We start from the raw sequence: 18,356 nt of genomic DNA, 5'->3' as shown, positions 1-18,356 counted from the left end.
GCACCGAGGGCGCTCTCATTCCCTTGGCGCGCTGCAGGACCGGTCCAAGGCGGTGCTCAGAGCTTGCCGGTGGCTTTCAACCGAATGTAGCAGTCCGCCAGTGCCGCAGGCAGCGCCTCCGGTTCAGCCTGGACCACCTCGATCCCCATGGCGTGCAGCTCTGCGGAGACCGCCTCGGCTTCAATCATGGCGCGTTCAGCCGCTGCAGCGCCGTAGACCTCGCTGGGAGTCTCCCTGGCGGCTGCGCGTTCGGTCAGCTCAGGATTGCTGACGGAGGCGACCACCACCCGGTGCTTGGCGGTCAGCGCAGGTAGCACCGGAAGTAGCCCCTCGTGTAGGGAGGGGGAGTCAACAGCGGTGAAGATCACCACCAAGGACTTGTGGGCCGTGATGGCAGCAATCTCAGCGGGAAGCTGTGAGAAGTCGGCCTCCACCAGAGCGGGTTCAACTCTGGAGGCTGCCGTGCTGAGCACATTGAGGAACATTCCCCGCTCTGACGACGACGCCCGGGCAGTCACTTCCCGCGCGAAGGCTAGGAAATCCACCCGGTCACCTGCGTGTGAGGCTAGGGCGCCCAGCAGCAGGGACGATTCCAGTCCCGCGTCCAGCCGTGGCTCATCCCCGATTCGGGCGGCTGAGGTTCGTGAGGAGTCCAGGCAGAGGATCACCCGTCGGTCCCGCTCAGGTCTCCAAGTCCGGACCACCAGGTGTTGGCCAGCAGCGTCCTGCCGCCGCGCAGTGGCTCGCCAGTCGATGGAGCGCACATCATCGCCGCGCACATAGTCGCGGAGCGAATCGAACTCCGTTCCCGCCCCGCGCAGTTGCACAGCGGTAGCACCGTCCAGCTCGCGCAGGCGCCGAAGTCGGGAGGGGAGGTGTTTACGTGAGGCGAACTCGGGCAGCACTTGCACCGTGTGCGGCAACCGGTGGACCACCTGGCGCCCCGCCAGCCCCAATGGACCCAATGAACGGATCGTCAGATGTTCGCTGGTCAACTCACCGCGCCTTTCGGGCGCAAGCTCTATGTGCAGCTCCGTTGAGCCGCGTCCATTGACCTGAACCTTCTGCAACGCGTTGGTGGCGCCCGCAGTGGGCTGCCACCCATCCTTAGCCCAACCGCGCAACGTGCGTGTGCCCAGGTTTTCCAGACGGGTCGTGGCGGTGGTCCGCTCACCAACCCGGGTGGGGCTGGTCTGTTCGCGGACTAGGCGCAGCTTGCGCGGGGACGCGCAGGCCAAAATGTCTACCACCGCGATTCCGATCAGCACCACAAGCCATAGCCACCACCATGCGGGGATCAGAATCACCAGCACAGACATGCCCAGGGCTACCCACAGGAATCGGAAGGTGATCACAGTCTTTACCTGGGGACGGCAGTGGTGGTCAGAATGCCCTGCAGTACATCGTCGGCTCCAGCACCGTCCATAGACGCCTCAGGTGTGAGCGCCACCCGGTGGCGGAGGGCCGGCAGAGCCAGGGCCTTGACATCATCAGGGGTCACATAGTCGCGACCGGAGAGCCAGGCCCAGGCCTTGGCGGAGTTCATCAAGGCGGTCGCACCACGGGGTGAGACTCGCAGCTGGAAGCTTGGGGCCGCACGAGTAGCGCGCGCGATGTCCACGATGTATCCCACAACATCCGGGGCGATCTGCACAGTGCTCACCGATTTGCGTGCAGCCAGCACATCCTCGACCTGCGCCACCGGACGCACACCCGCAGCGGCGAGGTTCGACGGGTCGAAACCTGCCGCGTGCCGATTGATCACCTCAACCTCCTGCTCCCGCTCAGGAAGGCCCAGATTCACCTTCAGCAGGAACCTGTCCAACTGCGCCTCCGGCAGGGGATAGGTGCCTTCATACTCCACCGGGTTCTGGGTGGCTGCCACCAGGAAGGGGTCAGGCAGGGGACGGCCGGCACCGTCAACCGACACCTGCCGCTCCTCCATCGCCTCCAGGAGTGAGGCCTGCGTCTTGGGAGGTGTGCGGTTGATCTCATCGGCCAGCAGCAGGTTGGTGAAGACCGGCCCCTCCCGGAAGCTGAAATCTCCGGTCTTCGAGTCATAGACAAGGGAACCGGTCACATCTCCGGGCATCAAGTCCGGCGTGAACTGCACCCGGGCGGTGTGCAGGCCCAATGAGGCGGAGATCGCCCGCACAAGCAGGGTCTTAGCCACTCCAGGGACGCCTTCGAGCAGCACATGGCCGCGGACAAGAAGAGCGATGATCACGCTTGTCACCGCCGCATCCTGGCCCACCACAGCTTTGGCGACCTCCTCACGGACTCGGGTCAGCCGGGCCCGCAGCTCATCTGCAGAGGCTTCGGGGCGTTCTGCTTGGTAGGTGAGCTGATCCGGCGAGTGGTCGGTCATTCGGTTCTCCTTTGTGTTCGTACAGCACGTCTGACGTCCTTTTCCAGGTCCGCTAACGCCTGGGCATGGGACACCGCATCCCTATGAGACATTGCTGGGCCCGATGACCCAGGCCCTGCGGATCGAGCCCTCTCAAGCAGCTGGCGAACGGCGGCTGGGTCCCGACCGGTGGCTCGGGCTGCTGCATCGGCGACTGTGGCCGCATCAGATCTGCGGCCCAATCTGAGCAGTCGGGTGAGTCGCAGCAGATGCGCATTGCGCAGCACGTGGCCGGTTTCATCCACCGCGTTCGCCCGCTGATACAGCCTTCCCCGGCCGACCGCTGCCTCTTCGGCTGGGACACTGACCGGCATTGGTTCGCTCACGACTGGCCCGTAGCGCCGTCCGGCCGCGACCATCCCGATCACGGCGCACAGTACGAGCCACCAGAGCAGAGGCCAGGCCCAGTCGGGCAGATAGTCAAGGGGTGATCCCCACTGTTGGTCGTCGACCGTATCGGCACCAGAAGGGGTGTACCAGATGAGGCTCGCGGCGGAGTCGTTCTCAGGGCCTGCCCCCAAGAGCCCCAACGCCAGGGCGGCATTGCCCTCCTCTGTGATGTGCTGGTTGGTGAACGCCTCTGGGGCAGTGAACACCACACCGTGGGAGGTCTCTGACAACACATAGCTGCCGTCATCGACGGCGAAGCACCCAGCATCAGCCCGCAGTGAGGACCCTGGAGCTTGGATGCTTGAGGCAGCCTCGGCGGCGGGGTGCGCACAAGTGCCGCCGGCATCGAGAACTTCAGCAGTACCGGCCGTACCCACCGGGATGCGTGGTCCAGAATGGACCTCAGCGCTCAGCCCGGTCAGCAGCCAGGACTGGTCCGTGATCCACAGCACGTCCCGTCCAGACTCCCATTCGGACTCCAGCTCCTCCGTGAACCGCTCCTCTGTTTGGAAACTGCGGAGCAGAACGACCACGCCGGCATCGGGCTCCTGCTCCATGAGCTCCCTGGCTGCCTGGGCGGAGTAGACCCGGTGTATGTCCACGCCATGATCGTCGAGAACGTTGGCTACAGCGGCATAGCCATCAAGGTTTGTGTTCTCCGTGCCGTAGGTTTCTGTATCCGATGTCTCCAGCAGTTGGATCAGCAGAGCCACCACAGCGCCGATTACCAGCACTACAATCCAGAATTGCCAGCGCGAGGCCGCCGAACGCAGCGCAGCCCCGCCGGAGGAAACAGTGGGTGAGGTTGTCTGGGAAGTCATTGGGGCACCGCCAATCGCGGTCCATCGACCCCGCCGAGGGACTGGGCGGGCGCCGTTTGCAGCTGCACATCCAGCTGGGCGACGAACTCGAAGTCGGCTGCGACCAGTGATGCCGAGCCGTAGGCAGACCGGTTGAACAGGTCGGCGGCACGGTGAAGATCATCGGCGAACGCGCGGTAGGAGACACCCAGGCTGTCCGCGATCTCAGTCGCGGTCCCACCGCGCTGCTCGGAGACCACTCCGCGTTCCTCTGCTGCTCGGGCAACGGCACGGAAGGCATCCAGTGCAGCGGCGTTGAAATCTCCGGCTCGGGCAGAAGCCTCAGCTCGGCTGCGGAACTCTTCGGCGGAGACTTGGGGGTCGATCTCAACGACACCATCAGCCACCGTGCCGCTCTGAAGGCGCGGACGGACCACCATGATGATGACTACGACTGCTGCGGCGACGGCGATCAGGACCAGCACAGGGCCGAAGGGGACGTCCACTCCGCCGATCGAAAACGCTCGGTCCTCAAGCCAGAAGAGGAAGGAGTCGATGGCCTCGCGCAAAGGGCCGGTGAACTGGCGCTGATAGGAGCCGTCGGCGAGCTCCTCTTCCAACACGCGGCGGGCGTCGTCGCGCTCATACAGCTCTGTGGTCACCGGGGTGCGCCTCCAGGTGCCTTCGGGGCACCGGCGGAGAGGTGCTCAGGGGATGCGGGGAGGAGTGTGTCCAAGTACTCGGATTCCGAATCGGTCTGCGGTGTCGGTGGCGCCACATGCTTCAACATGACATCCAGTGCTTCCCGACGGAATCGTGCGTTGAGATACATCACGCCTATGACGGTACCGACCAGGGCGACCAGAAGAGTGTTGAGGGCCATATCGTACAGCTGACCGAAACCGAGCACCAGCAGCACGAGGAGGTCGTTCTGGCCCTGCTCAGACTGCCAAGCCAGCTCCCCACCCAGACCAGCCACAATGCCCGCAGGCAGCGAGGTGACTCCCAGAACCACCAACAGCATCAGGTACAGCAGCGCCACGGCACCGATATGCCTCCACCACATGCCTCGGTTGAGGGCAAAGGACCGGCCGATCGCGCTGAATGCGTTGCGTCGTTCCACCACGACCACCAGCGGGCCGAACATCAGCCCCGCGGTCAACCAGCACAGCAGCAGGAAAAACCCCGGCAGCACCAGGAGAAGCCCGAAGCCGAAGGTGGCGACCGTCAGTAGGACCCCTGCCACGACGACGATGACCGAGAGCACCCCGGTCACCACCAGCAGAACTAATAGGTGGAGCAGCAGCCATCCCAGTCTGCCCACGCGCAGCAGCACAGTCTGTCGCAGCGTGGTCGGCAGCCCATAGGCTGATCGCACCACCGGGATGGCGAGAAGTCCAAGGGACATGGCCATCACGAGGCTTCCTATGAAGGAACTGGCAACGATCATCATGACCATTCCCCCTTCGCCCAGCGCAGCGAACAACAGCTCCTGGTCGTCGAATGCGACCGGGTCAGTCATCATCCTCAGGTAGTTGTCCGCCGGCATCGCCACCAGCAGCACCAGGGACACGAGGAAGTTCAGCACGGCGGCAAGGAACGGCAATCCCAGAGCCGCCCGGGGGTTGCGGCGGATTACGGAGAATGCTCCGCGGAAGATTTCATCCTGCGCTAGGGGGCGCAGCGGAAATACCGCGCCTGGGCGCACCGGGGTGCGAGCCAGCTGCGATGCCACCTGAGTGCCCATTCCACCCCGCTTGTTCCAGAAGCCACCATGAGGTCCATGTTCAACCCTATCGCCTCATATATCCTGGAGAATCAGCGGGTGCGCGGAGTGTGAATGACTCGCGTCCCCCGGCGTCAGTAGCAGTGAGGAAGGACGGAGCTCCATGAGAGCTAACATCTTGGTGGTCGACGACGACGAGGCGCTGTCGGAGATGATCGGAATCGTGCTGCGCAACGATGGGTTTGAACCGACCTTCTGCGCCACCGGCGACCTCGCCCTGGAGGCTTTCCGGGCGTCAGACCCCGACCTGGTGCTGCTGGACCTCATGCTCCCAGGTAAGGACGGGATTGAGGTGTGCCGGGAGATCCGCGAAGAAGCTGACACTCCGATTGTGATGTTGACCGCTAAATCCGACACCGCTGATGTGGTCAGAGGTCTCGAAGCCGGTGCGGACGACTACGTGCCGAAACCCTTCAAACCCGCCGAACTCGTGGCCAGGGTGCGTGCACGTCTGCGCACTCCAGAACCCTTGGGGCGTCCGGATGGGGAGACGCTGACCATCGGAGACCTCACCATTGATGTGGCTGGTCATGAAGTACGCCGAGGAAACACCCGCATCTCACTGACCCCCCTCGAATTCGACCTGCTCTCCACGTTGGCAAAGAAGCCCTGGCAAGTCTGGAACAGGGAGATGCTGCTCGAGGAGGTGTGGGGGTATCGCCACCAGGCGGACACCCGGCTGGTCAACGTTCATGTCCAGCGCCTGCGATCCAAAGTGGAGAAGGACCCGGAGAACCCAGAGATCATCCAGACTGTGCGTGGCATTGGTTATAAGGCCGGCGGCTGAGGAGCGGCGCGGCTATCACTGAGCAGAGTAACCCGTCTGGAGAGATCGCGACGGTAGACCCGACCCCAACAGCGCCTTCGGCCGCAGTGCCCAAGGTGACTTTCGGGCGTCGTGTGACCAGACTGTCCAAATTTTGGGCGCGGTCGCTCATGGCGCGAGCCATGGTCCTGACCGGCATCATCACACTCGTAGGCTCAGCGCTCATTGCCTACTTCCTGGTGCAGCAGGTCACGACCGGTCTCTACCAGGAGCGGCTGGAGCAGGTCGAAGCTGAGGCAACGGCAGGGTTGGCCGAAGCCCGCAGCTCCTTCGGGGCCATCGAAACCTCAGAGCCGGCGAACCTGGAGGAGCGGGTACCGGAAATTTTTGAAAGCCTGGGTGGTTCTTCAGGGCTGATCCGCGAAAGTGTGCTGATCCCGCTTGAAGATGCAGAGAATCTTCCGGTGACACCGCGGTCCACCCCAGATATCTCACAAGATGTCATCAGTGAAGAGCTGCGAGAGGCCGTGTTGGTCAGCGGCCCGGACAGTCAGCATTGGCAGCCGGTCGGCATTGAGGGTGATGATGGGACTGAGATGCCCGGCGTCGCCTTCGGAATCAGCATTTCTCTGCCAACGGGCCCGCCCTATGGCCTGTTCTTCGTCTACGACTTCTCCTCCGTGCAGGAGAACGTGAACTTCGTCTTCCGTGTTTTCCTCATCGCGGTCGCGGCCATTCTTGTCATGAACGTGCTCATCGCAGCCTGGGTGGCTCGGTCGGTGGTCAAACCGGTCTCGCAGGCCGCCCAGGTCTCCGAGCGGATCGCAGACGGTCAGTTGGACCAGCGTTTGGCTGTGGTCGGCGAAGACGAAATCGCCCGCCTGGGAGTGTCCTTCAACCGGATGGCATCCACACTGCAGGAGCAGATCACCCAGCTCGCCCACCTTTCGAAGATGCAGCAACGCTTCGTCTCTGATGTCTCCCACGAGTTGCGCACTCCGCTCACGACGGTCAGCATGGCGGCAAGCATGCTCTACGAGTCCCGGGACGAATTCGATCCGGTCAGCCAGCGCTCCACCGAGTTGCTTCACCACCAGGTGGAGCGTTTCCAGGCATTGTTGGCGGACCTGCTGGAGATGTCACGCTTCGACGCCGGGGCCGCAGAGCTGGCGCTCTCCGAAGTCGACCTGTGGGCACTGGCAGAAGACGTTCTCACCGAGGCGGTGCCCCTGGCAGACCGGGCCGGGTCTGAGCTGAACATGGTCGTTCCTGATGACGTGGAAAGCTACATCGCGGAGGTGGACCGCCGCCGCATCAACCGCATTCTGCGCAACCTGGTCAACAATGCGATTGAGCACTCTGAAGGTCAGCCGGTTGACCTGATCATCTCTGCGAACGAGACTGCCGTAGCTATTGCGGTCCGGGATTATGGTGTAGGTATGTCCCCAGACCAGGTGGCCCACGTCTTCGACCGTTTCTGGAGAGCCGATCCAGCACGGGCGCGCACCACGGGCGGATCCGGGCTGGGCCTCTCGATCGCCACTGAGGACATCCGGCTTCACCAGGGAAGCCTCGACGCATGGGGACAGACTGGACAGGGTTCTTGCTTCCGCCTGGTTCTGCCGCGTATCCAGGGCACCCCCTACGGGGCCACCCCGCTTGCTCTGCCTCCCACCTATGGTGTGGACCAACGGAACCGGATAAGCGCCGATGCTGATCTGATCGCAGTCGAACACGCTTATGACCGGGTCAATGAGCAAGCGCTGTACAAGGATGGCGGAACCTGATGCGCACGTCACTGATGCGATGGATTGGACTGTTGGTCGCCTCCCTATTCATGGCCACAGCCTGCACCCCAACCCTGCCCACTGATGGTGAGGTGGGTACCGCGGAGGCCCCTGCAGATTCCCGAGGAGACTCTGGGGTGGTCGTAGAGCCTCCAGAGGCCGGAGCCAGCCCCGAGGACATCATTCAGGGGTTCCTTCAGGCCGGCGCCCGGCCCGACGACGACCATGAGATCGCTCGCTCGTACCTGACTGACGAGTTCGCCGAAACCTGGGACCCGTGGACGCAGACCCTGGTCTACACCGAGGAGAACATGAGCGTCGACGCCGCCGGAGACGCGGTGTACAACGTCCAGCTGACAATGGATGCCCGTGTGAACACCGACGGCATCATGGCCCGACCCGATGAGCCCACAAGCCAAACCTTTGAAGTGGAGGAAATTGAGGGGGAGTGGCGCATCAGCAGCGCCCCGGACGGGAAGATTCTCGACTCCGGTGCATTCAACAGTGCCTATGACGAGTTCACCCTGTACTTCTACGACCCTCAGGAACGTTTCGCAGTACCGGATGTGCGGTGGCTGATCAACCTTTCCGGACAGTCGACTGAACTGGCGGATCTCCTCCTGCGGGGCCCTGCCCCCTGGCTCGCCCCAGGCGTGGTCTCCGCCTTCAGCGAGGGAGACAGCCTGGGCACTCCGGCCGTACCAGTCTCCGACGGCACCGCAACAGTCGACCTGGATCCCTCTGTGACCGCTGGAGCTTCGGATCGCGAGATCGCTCTGATGCACAACCAGCTGTCTATGGCTTTGCACCAGCTGACCTCCGTGCGGGAGGTCAGGCTGACAGTGGGTGGGGCCGAAGTAGAAATCCCCGAACTTCCTGATGGGCAGGCCCTTCAGATTGAAACCCGACCGCGTGCTCTAGAGCGTCAGATCGGCATCCAGGGAGACGAGTTGGTGTGGCAGCGCAACACCGACACCTCCCGGGTGGCAGGAATGCCAGACCTCAGCGATATCGAGCCGCGATTCCCGGCCGTCTCCACAGAGGCCGAGGGGGAAGTCATCGCCGTGATGTCCGGAGACCTGGATGCGCTCTACCATGTACGGGCAGATTCTGATGAGCCGGAACTGCTGGTGGAATCGGACAATATGCCACGTCCGTCCATGGACAACTTTGGGTGGACGTGGACTGTCACCACAAACGACGACGGTGACCCCACCGTGCGCGCGTTCAATTACGAGGACGAAGAGGCCAGCTCAGTGGCGGTGACGGCCGACTTCATCCAGGGCCGCGAGGTCACCTCTCTGCGGATATCCCAAGACGGCACCCGGGCCGCCCTGATCTTGGACGATGCCGGGGTACGCAGCCTGTACATCGCCTCAGTCCAACGAGACGGCGCGACCGGTGTGCCATGGGGGCTTGAACAGCATCAGCGCCTCCACCATGACCAGGACGAGGTTGAGCTGGAGGAGGTGCGCTGGTCAGCCAACGATGAAGTGCTGGTCTGGAAACCCTACGATCCGGAAGACGACGAGATCGAGACTCGTCGCATGCAGCGCATCAACGTCTCTGGAGCGGCTGAAACACCGTCTGAAGGCCTGACCGCAGTGCTCAACGTCTCCGTCGGCGAGGACCGCCCGGTGTACTTCGAGCAGGAAGGCTCAGGTGTGCACCAGATTGTGGGCGACCGCGGTTTGAGCCAGGATGAGATCGACGACGATGTTCGCGACCTCAGCTACTCCGGCTAACCTCGTTTTCCACAATTAGGTCGGGTCCGTAGCGAGGCGCCACTTCTCGCGTCATGCTGACAAGATGACAGGGACTTCACCGAGCCTCGGCTCTGGGCTGGACCGCCTCTGGTTCTCACCGGCGGGCCGTGCGGCCCGCCGAGCCTCACGGCAAACTCTCGACTTACTCCTACCCTCATGGTGTGTGGGATGCAGCGCGGCAGGTTTTGATCTCTGTACGGAGTGCGCGCTGGACTTCCGGCTGCTGACTCGTTCCCCCTTCCGCGCCGAGGGAGCGGCCGAAGCATTGCCGGTGACCGATGTGAATGCAGAGGGGGTTCACATCCTGCCGGTGATCAGTGCCGGCTTCTACAAGACACTGGTGGCCGACGTCGTCGTTGCTTTCAAAGACCACGAGCGAGTCGGACTGAAACGAGTCACTGCGCCAGCGTTGTCACGAGCCATAGGCGCAGCTGCCGAGGAAATGCTTCAAACCCCGGACCCGCTGTTGGTGTGGCCGCCGTCCTCGCCACGTGCTCAGCTGAGAAGGGGACGGAGCCCCATGCCAGAGCTGGTGAGGGCAGGTCCGCTGCCACCAGGCTTGGTTCCCGCCGCTCAGGCGCTGCGGCGGGATCCAGGCGAGCTGGTGTCCTTCTCGGGCCGCCGTGGGCAGAAGGGCCGTTCCAAAGGGGGACGGCGAGCTGCGGTCGCGCAATTTACCGTGGCTGCTGGCGCCCCGGGGTGGCTCGCCGGCCGGGAGGTGCTCCTGGTAGATGACGTACTCACCACAGGAGCCACCATTCACGGGATGTATGCCGCACTGACAGAGGCTGGGGCGAATGTGCGTGGAGCTGCAGTCTTGGCCGTCACTCCTAGGGCAGGGAAAGTCCTCGATACATCCCCATCAGGATCGAATGTGAGGTGAGCACTTCCGAAACTGGCACACAAGGCATACGGTGAAGTATGGGTGTTTAGATGAAGAGACCCATCGTGGCGACGGTGGGCTCATAGGAGTCCTGTAACCGTCGTTGCGCCAACCGCAGGACGGACGTCAGGGAGGACCATCATGACTCTGCAGACCACCTACACCGGACGCAATATCACCATCCCGTCAGCGTTCAAGGAACACCTCGAGTCCAAACTCGACAAGGTGGAGCAGCTCTCGGATAAGGGACAGCGACTTGAGGTCAAAGTGTCCAGTGAAAGCGCGCATCGCCGCGCTGAAACGTCAATCACTGTGGAACTGACTCTCATAGGACGGGGAAAGATCATTCGGTCTGAGGCGCAGGCGGAAGAGAAGTTCGCTGCCTTTGAAATTGCCTGGGACAAGCTGTGCGAGCGCCTACGCCGCGTTCGAGACAAGAAGAAGTCCAAAACTCGCAGCAACGGAACCCTGGGTCATCCCGCCCAGTCGGTGGGCCAGGCATTGGCCGGGCTGACTCCGGTGGATCCGGACCGGCCTCTGTACGAACAGGTTCTCGACGCGGAGGCCGTTGATGATGTGCCTCCCGAGACTGAAGATTGGGACGAGCCGATCCGCATTCGGCGGAAGGTGTTCCCTGCCAAGCCCATGAGTGTTGACGCCGCAGTGGATGCAATGGAGCTCCTGGGCCACGACTTTTACCTCTACCTGGACGCAGAGACGGAACAGCCCTCAGCTGTGTACCGTCGGCGCGGATGGACTTATGGTGTGATCTCCCTTGACCCGACAGGTCAGTCCGCGGAGACGAACACTGAAGAGCGTGCTTACCGCGCGTCCCAAGGAACTACGCTTTCCCACGTCACCGCAGCCTGAGCTTTCACAGCGAAGCCTGTGACAGGACTGACGCGGAGCCTCCTTCTGACAGGGAAGGGGGCTCCGTCAGTTCTGAGATGTCTGCCCGCAGGTTAGCCGAGAGCGGTTCTCGGGCATAGACTGTTTTGTTGACGCTGTAGAAACTCTGACGGAGATCGACGCATTTATGCCCACCCTGCTCGAAAAAGTCCTCAAGACTGGGGAGAAGAAGGTTCTCAAGAAGCTGCGCGGCTATGCCGACGCAGTGAACTTGCTTGAGGATGAGTTCAAGGAGCTCTCCGACGCGGAGCTGCGCCAGGAGACTGAACGCTTCAAAGAGCGGTTGGCGGACGGGGAGTCCCTGGACTCTATGCTGCCGGAGACTTTCGCCGCAGTTCGTGAAGCTGCTGGCCGTACCCTGGGGCAACGGCACTACGACGTGCAGATTATGGGTGGTGCGGCCCTCCACCTGGGAAATATTGCCGAGATGGGGACCGGTGAGGGCAAGACTCTTGTCGCTACGGCTCCTGCGTACCTCAACGCTCTGACTGGTCAGGGCGTGCATGTGGTGACCGTCAATGACTATCTGGCCAAGTACCAGGCTGAGCTGATGGGACGCGTCTACCGCTTCCTGGGTCTGACCACCGGTGTGATCGTCAACAACCTGAAGTCAGCCCAGCGTAGGGAAGCCTACGCCGCAGACATCACCTACGGCACCAATAACGAATTCGGCTTCGACTTCCTGCGCGACAATATGGCGCAGTCACTGGATGACTTGGTTCAGCGTGGGCATCACTACGCGATCATCGATGAAATCGACTCGATCCTCATCGACGAGGCACGTACACCGCTGATCATTTCCGGCGCGGCCAGTGGCGACATCTCCCGCTGGTACACCGATTTCGCCAAACTGGTCCAGACACTGACCAATGAAGAAGACTACGAAGTCGACGAGAAGAAGCGGACCGTCGGGGTCTTGGAGTCGGGTATCGACAAGGTTGAAGACTATCTGGGCATTGAGAACCTCTACGAGACTCAGAACACCACCCTGATCCAGTACCTCAACAACGCTATCCGCGCCAAGGAACTGTACAAACGGGACACGGACTACGTGGTGGTGGACAACGAGGTGCACATCGTCGATGAGCACACCGGACGTATCCTGAAAGGCCGGCGCTATAACGAAGGCCTCCACCAGGCCATTGAGGCCAAGGAAGATGTCCGCATCAAGCCCGAGAACCAAACCCGGGCGACCGTCACTCTGCAGAACTACTTCCGTCAGTACAAAAAAATCTCAGGCATGACCGGCACCGCCGAAACTGAGGCGGCAGAGTTCATGTCCACATACAAGCTCGGGGTGGTTCCCATTCCGCCGAATAAGCCTCGGCAGCGGAGCGATCACAATGACGTGGTCTACCGCAATGAGCTGGTGAAGTTCGACGCCGTCGTCCAAGACATTGCTGAGCGTCACCGCAAGGGCCAACCCATGTTGGTGGGCACCGAGTCTGTCGAGAAGTCGGAGTACCTATCCAAGCTTCTGGCCAAGCAGGGTATTCGCCACGAAGTCCTCAACGCGAAGAATCACGAGCGAGAGGCGGCCATCGTCGCCCAGGCCGGGCACAAGGGCGCGGTGACAGTCGCCACGAATATGGCCGGTCGCGGAACTGACATCATGCTTGGTGGCAACGCCGAGTTCAAAGCCGTCCGCGAGATGGAGAAACTCGGTCTCGACCCTGAAGAGGATGTCGAGGAGTACGAAGCCAAATGGGATGAGGTCTTCTCTCAGAACAAGGCTGAGACCGAAGCCGAGGCTGAAGAGGTGCGAGCCCTCGGCGGCCTCTACGTCCTCGGTACTGAGCGTCACCAGTCGCGGCGGATCGACAACCAGCTGCGCGGCCGTTCTGGACGACAGGGCGATCCCGGTGAGTCACGCTTCTACATCTCACTGACAGACAATCTCATGCGGCTGTTCAATCAGCAGGCGGCACAGCGGCTCATGCAGTCCTCAGTGTTGGACGACGATGTGCCCGTGGAGCACAAGATGGTCTCTGGTGCTATCGCCTCCGCCCAGCAGCAGAGAGAGTCGCAGAACACCGAGCAGCGCAAGAACGTGCTGAAGTATGACGACGTCATGAACCGCCAGCGCGAGGCTATCTACTCCGACCGACGTCGGATTCTTGAGGGCGACGACGTCCATGAGAAGGTCCAGCACTTCCTCGAAGACGCTGTGGCGCTGATCATCGAGGAGAAGACCGTGGCATCCTCCTCTGAGGATTGGGATCTTGAAGGCCTCTGGGAAGATCTGCGGGATCTGTACCCGATCTCTCTGGAGATCGCTGACCTCATTGAGGAAGCTGGTGGCATCGACCAGCTCTCGACAAAGATGCTGAAGCGGGAGATCACATCAGATGCGAAAATCGCTTACGAAAAAAAGGAAGCTGAGGTTGGCGCAGACGCACTGCGGCAGCTTGAGCGCCGTGTCCTGCTCTCGGTGATCGACCAGAAATGGCAGGACCACCTCTATGAAATGGACTACTTGAAGTCTGGGATCGGCCTGCGTTCTATGGCGCAGCGCGACCCGCTGGTGGAATATCAGCGTGAAGGGTATCTGCTCTTCCACGCTATGGCTGAGGAAATCCGAGAAGAATCAGTCCGGAAATTGTTCCAAGCCGAGGTCAAAGCCATCACGCCACAATCTGCGGCGCCCAATTTGCCGGGCGTGAAGGATGGGCGCGCCGCGGCAGCCGGTAAGTCAATCCAGGTACCGGGCCTCAATGAGCCCAAGAGCCCTTCGGCCGGCTAGCTGTCGCACAGAGCTAACCCAGTTCCATAGCGACTACTCGCCAGCGCCCCCGGTGAGCTTGCAGCCGCATGGCGCATGCTCGCGTGCGTAGGTCGTCACTGAACACCAGAGAGACCTCCCATGCGTCTGGAGCAGGCTGAGATGTGCGTTCAGACCGAAACACCAAGGGACGTGGCCGCACCGTGGCATCGACCCGGTGTCTGGCCATAATATCCGCCCGTTTCTGCACCTTGCTGTAGACCTCCATGTCCAACCACCTCCGAAGTTGGCTGACCGGCCTAAGCCCCAGCAGTGTCTCTGCTGTGGCCTGGCAGACCACCCGTGCCACCGCCACTACCTGGCGGCGCTCCTGCTGAAGGCTCGCCAGCTCGTCCGGTCGCCGTCCATCTGACTGTCCTGAGAGTGAGTCAGGGGTCCCCTGGACTATGCCCATCGATGCCAGTAGTCGGGGGACCTCAGATTCGCGCTGGATTCTGAAGCGCTGGTGTGGGGAAAGATCCTCATCCTCGAAAGTCTCCGTGGAAGGGCATCGGTGATGGCCTCCGGCGCGCAACGGCTGCGAGCCGGGTGGCGCCAGGTTCTGCACCATCGTGGATGAGCTTCTAGCGCTGGTGGCATTCATGGGTTGCTCCTTGTCATATAACGGGTGGTGCGCAGGCTGACAGAACGCGCCGGTCAACGGTCAAGTGGGGGAGGAATGCGCAGGATCGTGCCGGGACGAAGCCCACCGGGCTCACGTCCTATGCGGTCAAAGTTGTACTGATGCCAGCGAGGCCATTCCCGGGCGATCTCCCAATCCGTGGCGTCACTTCCCAGATGCTCAGCTGCGAGCGTCCACAGGGTGTCCTCCGGTCGGACTGTTGTGGTGCGGTCTTCCACAGGGCGGGATGGTGATCCCATATGGCGCGGAGACGGCAATGATGGGCGTTCAGGAACAAAAGGTTTCATATAAGCAATCAGTGTGTCATTTGATGCGGTTTGGTGTTTTATGATGATACACACTATATGAGGTGACACACCATAGGCTGAGCATAAAATGGCCTGATTGGTCCCGTCGGCGCTCAACTAGGGGAGGCTCGCATGCGGTGGGATGCGCTTTTCGCGGATTTGCAGGCACAGGCGTCTGCACAACGTCAAGAAGTTTTTGAATCCAGTGTTGCTGAGGCCGTGGCTCTGGAATGGTCGCGAGTGGAACTGGTGGACCGCATCCGTGGCCACACCTCTCAGCCCATAGCTATCCGCTTGCGGGGCGGAGAGACCGTCACGCTCGATGTCAGGACGGTGGGCAGCGACTGGATCGCCGGGGGCGCAGCAGGCTACCAGTGGCTCATTCCAGTGGGTGCAGTGGATATGGTGAAGGGCCTGACGCGGCGGACGCAGGTCGAGCCCAGCCAAGCCAGGCGAAGGCTGAGTATTACGTCCCCACTGAGGGCACTTGCGGAAGCGCGTCATCACATCGTGGTCCGCTGCGAAACAGGGGTACTTGCCGAGGGGGCACTACTCGGCGTAGGTCGCGATTTTCTTGATGTTCGTACAGAGAGCGACTACCCGACCATCAGGACCGTACCGCTGGCTGCGATCACCGCAGTGTGCAGCGGGCGCAGTTGAGTGACATCAGGTTGACTTTTGTTCGGCACGAGACTGGCGCTGCTCAGCGTAGAGCCGATCGATGTACTCATCGAGCTTGGCTTCTTCCACTCGCCACTGCCCGCGCCCCCCAATCTGGATTCCTTCCAGGTCTCCGCGCTGGATCAGCGCCCGAGTCTGCGACATCGAGATATTCAGAGCCTCGGCGACATCTGGCAGGGTGAGAAACGTCCGCATTTTAGCCCCTTACTTGACGTTTGCTGTCATTTGTTTCTATTGTGGCATTCTCGATGGCAGAATCAAGCATCCTGTGATGTGTTGCCTGCTTCGCCACAGGTGCGTTGATTGACAAGCACCTGAACACTTGTGCCAAACTGCATCAGGATTTCCATCAGGAGTGGATAGTGGCCACGTTGGGGTATGCATCCGGAGGCTCAGAGCTGACCGACCCGACCACAGGGGGGAACGCCCCGCAACCTTCACCTGCGCGGCGCATGCGTCGCCCGACCTGGAGAGACCCGCGGCTGCTTATGGGGATCGTGCTCATCGTTGTCTCAGTCGTCGGGGTGATTCTGCTCGTCAGCGCCCAAGACCGCTCTGTCCCTGTCTACGCTGCGGACCGTGAGCTGAGCACCGGGACACCGGTGGGGGCTGAAGACCTCCGCGTGGTCAACGTTCAGCTCGACGCCGCCGCCGAACACTACCTCTCCGCCGAAGCCGACCTTCCCACGGACGTCGAGCTGATCCGTCCAGTCATGGAAGGCGAACTCCTTCCAGCAGCTGCGCTCGGATCAGTGGACTCCCACCAGCGCCAGGCAGTCACGGTCGAGGTTCAGCATGATTTGGCGAGGTCAGTGCAGACCGGACGCACTGTGGACGTTTGGGCGGCATACGGGTACTCGACCCAGCAGGACCAGGGCGAGGTTACGATACTGGCCGCCGCGGCAGAAGTGACAGACATCCGAGAATCGAGTTCCGCATTCGGAACCAGCAGCGGTGTCACCGTGGAGCTCCTGGTGGATCCCGATGAGGTACCGAGCCTGCTTGCCGCCATCGGCGGTGGTGACGCGCTGACCGTTCTACCCGCTGACTCACAGGGCGACTAATGGCACGTTGCACCGTCATCACCAGCGGCAGAATCGCCGCAGACCACGTGACCGCGCTGGAGCGTCTTCACGGTGACGTCACCATCGACCGGCGTTGCGCCGACCTGGCAGAAGTCGTTGCTGCTGCCCGGACAGGCAGAGCCGACGCGGTGCTCATCATCGGCACAACAGATGAACTCACCGACTCGGCCATTAGTGAGCTCCACCGGGACGTCTCAACAATCGTGGCGATATCTGACCTGCAGAGCGAGCGCCGGCGGCTGGCGCAACTGGGCCTTGCCACCTTTGACGACGACGTCACGGCCCCGGAGTTGGCTGATGCTCTGCAGTCAGGACAGTCCCGACCGCCGGAAGGGCCTCGCCACGGCACCGGATCGGATGATGCTGAGTTCACGGCCCTGATGGAAGCCCAGGGGCTCGTCGCTCCAGAGGATCACGAACAGGACATGATGGATTCTCCGACCGGTTTCTCCGGCGGAGTCACCGCAGTGTGGGGACCCTCCGGAGCTCCAGGGCGGAGCACAGTGGCCGTGAACCTAACAGCTGAACTGGCGCTCAGCGGCCGCGCCGTGTTGCTGATCGACGCCGATACCTACGCCGCAGCAGCAGCCACGCAGCTGGGGCTTCTGGAGGAATCGGCCGGTATCGCTCAAGTGTGCCGCGCAGCCGAATTCGGGAATCTGGACTCCGAGGTGCTCCTGCGTGCCACGGTAGGAGTCGACGTGGCCCATGCACGCTTCGATGTGCTCACCGGGCTGCCCCGGTCACACCGCTGGACTGAGATCCGTCCGCGGGCGTTGGAAAAGGTCCTCTCGATGTGCCGCGCTCGCTACGATCACGTGGTGGTCGACTGCGCCTCAGAGTTCAGCGCTGACCAAGATTGGGGATATGAACAGCCGACCGTTCAGCGCAACAGTGCCACCCAAACTGTGCTCAGTTCCGCCGATCAGGTCCTGGCCGTGGGTTCCCCGGATCCTGTTGGCTTCTCCCGCCTCATCAAAGCTGTCCAACAACTCAGCGAGGACCTGCCCCAGGCGCCCCCGACGCAGGTGGTGGTCAATAAGCTCCGCAAAGACGTGGTCGGTCGCTCACCGCGCAGGCAGCTGACAGATGCGTGGCTCGAGCTCGGTCAGCAGGTTCCCATCGCCGCATTCCTTCCGTGGGAACCGGCAGCCTGTGACTCTTCACTACGGGCCGGCCAGGTACTCGCTGAGTCTGCAAGCGATTCGTCCCTACGCCGTCAGATCGCCGCCCTGGCAGGCATCGAGGTGCGCAGGCGGCGTCGTCGGTCGAGTGGTTCCTCCGCTTCCGGAAGGAGGTCGCGCCGGCGGAGACATTCCGATGCCTCGGCAGGGGTTCCTGGGGGTATCAACGAGCGATAGGCTGACTAGTGCTTCATGAGAACTTCAAAGGAGAAGACAGTAGG

The 18,356-nt window shown here is 62.0% G+C and carries 16 protein-coding genes and 1 pseudogene; 9 read left to right on the top strand and 8 right to left on the bottom strand.

Translation table 11 applies throughout. From position 1 onward, the window contains the following. Positions 1-56 precede the first annotated feature (56 nt). Genes FEF26_RS01790 through FEF26_RS01770 form a run of 5 tightly spaced genes read right to left on the bottom strand, consistent with a single transcriptional unit; the run spans position 57 to position 5,344 of the window. On the bottom strand, positions 57-1,319 hold the full coding sequence (locus FEF26_RS01790; RefSeq protein ID WP_138251855.1) for a DUF58 domain-containing protein: 1,263 nt from the start codon (positions 1,317-1,319) through the stop codon (positions 57-59). Between the two features lie 41 nt (positions 1,320-1,360). Continuing rightward, complete coding sequence (locus FEF26_RS01785; RefSeq protein ID WP_138251819.1) at positions 1,361-2,368, bottom strand: AAA family ATPase; 1,008 nt, start codon at positions 2,366-2,368, stop codon at positions 1,361-1,363. Further along, on the bottom strand, positions 2,365-3,618 hold the full coding sequence (locus tag FEF26_RS01780) for a DUF4350 domain-containing protein (protein WP_138251818.1): 1,254 nt from the start codon (positions 3,616-3,618) through the stop codon (positions 2,365-2,367). The genes FEF26_RS01785 and FEF26_RS01780 overlap by 4 nt, the downstream gene beginning before the upstream one ends. Next, positions 3,615-4,259, bottom strand: a complete 645-nt coding sequence (locus tag FEF26_RS01775; protein ID WP_138251817.1) for a DUF4129 domain-containing protein — start codon at positions 4,257-4,259, stop codon at positions 3,615-3,617. Before FEF26_RS01775 ends, FEF26_RS01780 begins: the two co-directional genes overlap by 4 nt. Beyond that, positions 4,256-5,344: a hypothetical protein gene (locus FEF26_RS01770; RefSeq protein WP_138251816.1), complete on the bottom strand. Its 1,089-nt coding sequence runs from the start codon at positions 5,342-5,344 to the stop codon at positions 4,256-4,258. Before FEF26_RS01770 ends, FEF26_RS01775 begins: the two co-directional genes overlap by 4 nt. 142 nt (positions 5,345-5,486) lie before the next feature. On the opposite strand from FEF26_RS01770, the gene mtrA reads away from it, so the two are divergent. The 6 genes and pseudogenes from mtrA to secA all read left to right on the top strand — a co-directional run. Then, positions 5,487-6,170 (top strand): MtrAB system response regulator MtrA, encoded by a 684-nt coding sequence (mtrA, locus tag FEF26_RS01765; protein ID WP_138251815.1) that lies wholly within the window; start codon positions 5,487-5,489, stop codon positions 6,168-6,170. 86 nt (positions 6,171-6,256) lie between these two features. Continuing rightward, positions 6,257-7,936, top strand: a complete 1,680-nt coding sequence (mtrB, locus tag FEF26_RS01760; protein WP_341805131.1) for an MtrAB system histidine kinase MtrB — start codon at positions 6,257-6,259, stop codon at positions 7,934-7,936. Further along, complete coding sequence (locus FEF26_RS01755) at positions 7,936-9,681, top strand: LpqB family beta-propeller domain-containing protein (protein WP_138251814.1); 1,746 nt, start codon at positions 7,936-7,938, stop codon at positions 9,679-9,681. Before mtrB ends, FEF26_RS01755 begins: the two co-directional genes overlap by 1 nt. A gap of 64 nt (positions 9,682-9,745) precedes the next feature. Beyond that, a complete protein-coding gene (locus FEF26_RS01750) occupies positions 9,746-10,585 on the top strand; it encodes a ComF family protein (RefSeq protein WP_138251813.1) in 840 nt (279 codons plus the stop codon). 141 nt (positions 10,586-10,726) lie between these two features. Then, a complete protein-coding gene (hpf, locus tag FEF26_RS01745) occupies positions 10,727-11,455 on the top strand; it encodes a ribosome hibernation-promoting factor, HPF/YfiA family (protein ID WP_138251812.1) in 729 nt (242 codons plus the stop codon). Positions 11,456-11,621: 166 nt separating this feature from the next. Beyond that, positions 11,622-14,228, top strand: a pseudogene (gene secA, locus FEF26_RS01740) (preprotein translocase subunit SecA); the annotation flags it as partial. A 22-nt stretch (positions 14,229-14,250) separates the two neighbouring features. On the opposite strand, the gene FEF26_RS01735 reads toward secA, so the two are convergent. Beyond that, complete coding sequence (locus FEF26_RS01735; protein ID WP_138251810.1) at positions 14,251-14,859, bottom strand: Rv3235 family protein; 609 nt, start codon at positions 14,857-14,859, stop codon at positions 14,251-14,253. A gap of 53 nt (positions 14,860-14,912) precedes the next feature. Continuing rightward, the gene (locus tag FEF26_RS01730) at positions 14,913-15,185 is read right to left on the bottom strand and encodes a LysM peptidoglycan-binding domain-containing protein (RefSeq protein WP_138251809.1); all 273 of its coding nucleotides are present in this window, start codon (positions 15,183-15,185) and stop codon (positions 14,913-14,915) included. A gap of 132 nt (positions 15,186-15,317) precedes the next feature. On the opposite strand from FEF26_RS01730, the gene FEF26_RS01725 reads away from it, so the two are divergent. After that, a complete protein-coding gene (locus FEF26_RS01725; protein WP_138251808.1) occupies positions 15,318-15,845 on the top strand; it encodes a hypothetical protein in 528 nt (175 codons plus the stop codon). 6 nt (positions 15,846-15,851) lie between these two features. On the opposite strand, the gene FEF26_RS01720 is transcribed toward FEF26_RS01725, so the two are convergent. Further along, a complete protein-coding gene (locus tag FEF26_RS01720) occupies positions 15,852-16,061 on the bottom strand; it encodes a helix-turn-helix domain-containing protein (protein ID WP_138251807.1) in 210 nt (69 codons plus the stop codon). 167 nt (positions 16,062-16,228) lie between these two features. Here FEF26_RS01720 and FEF26_RS01715 point away from each other — a divergent pair, with 167 nt between their 5' ends. Both FEF26_RS01715 and FEF26_RS01710 read left to right on the top strand, forming a co-directional pair. After that, positions 16,229-16,930 (top strand): CpaB family protein, encoded by a 702-nt coding sequence (locus FEF26_RS01715; protein ID WP_138251806.1) that lies wholly within the window; start codon positions 16,229-16,231, stop codon positions 16,928-16,930. Then, the gene (locus tag FEF26_RS01710) at positions 16,930-18,312 is read left to right on the top strand and encodes a CpaE/TadZ family protein (protein WP_138251805.1); all 1,383 of its coding nucleotides are present in this window, start codon (positions 16,930-16,932) and stop codon (positions 18,310-18,312) included. Before FEF26_RS01715 ends, FEF26_RS01710 begins: the two co-directional genes overlap by 1 nt. Positions 18,313-18,356 lie beyond the last annotated feature (44 nt).

Source organism: Nesterenkonia salmonea (genome assembly GCF_005771525.1).
Classification (GTDB): Bacteria; Actinomycetota; Actinomycetes; order Actinomycetales; family Micrococcaceae; genus Nesterenkonia; species Nesterenkonia salmonea.
This window is presented reverse-complemented; position numbering and strand designations above follow the sequence as displayed.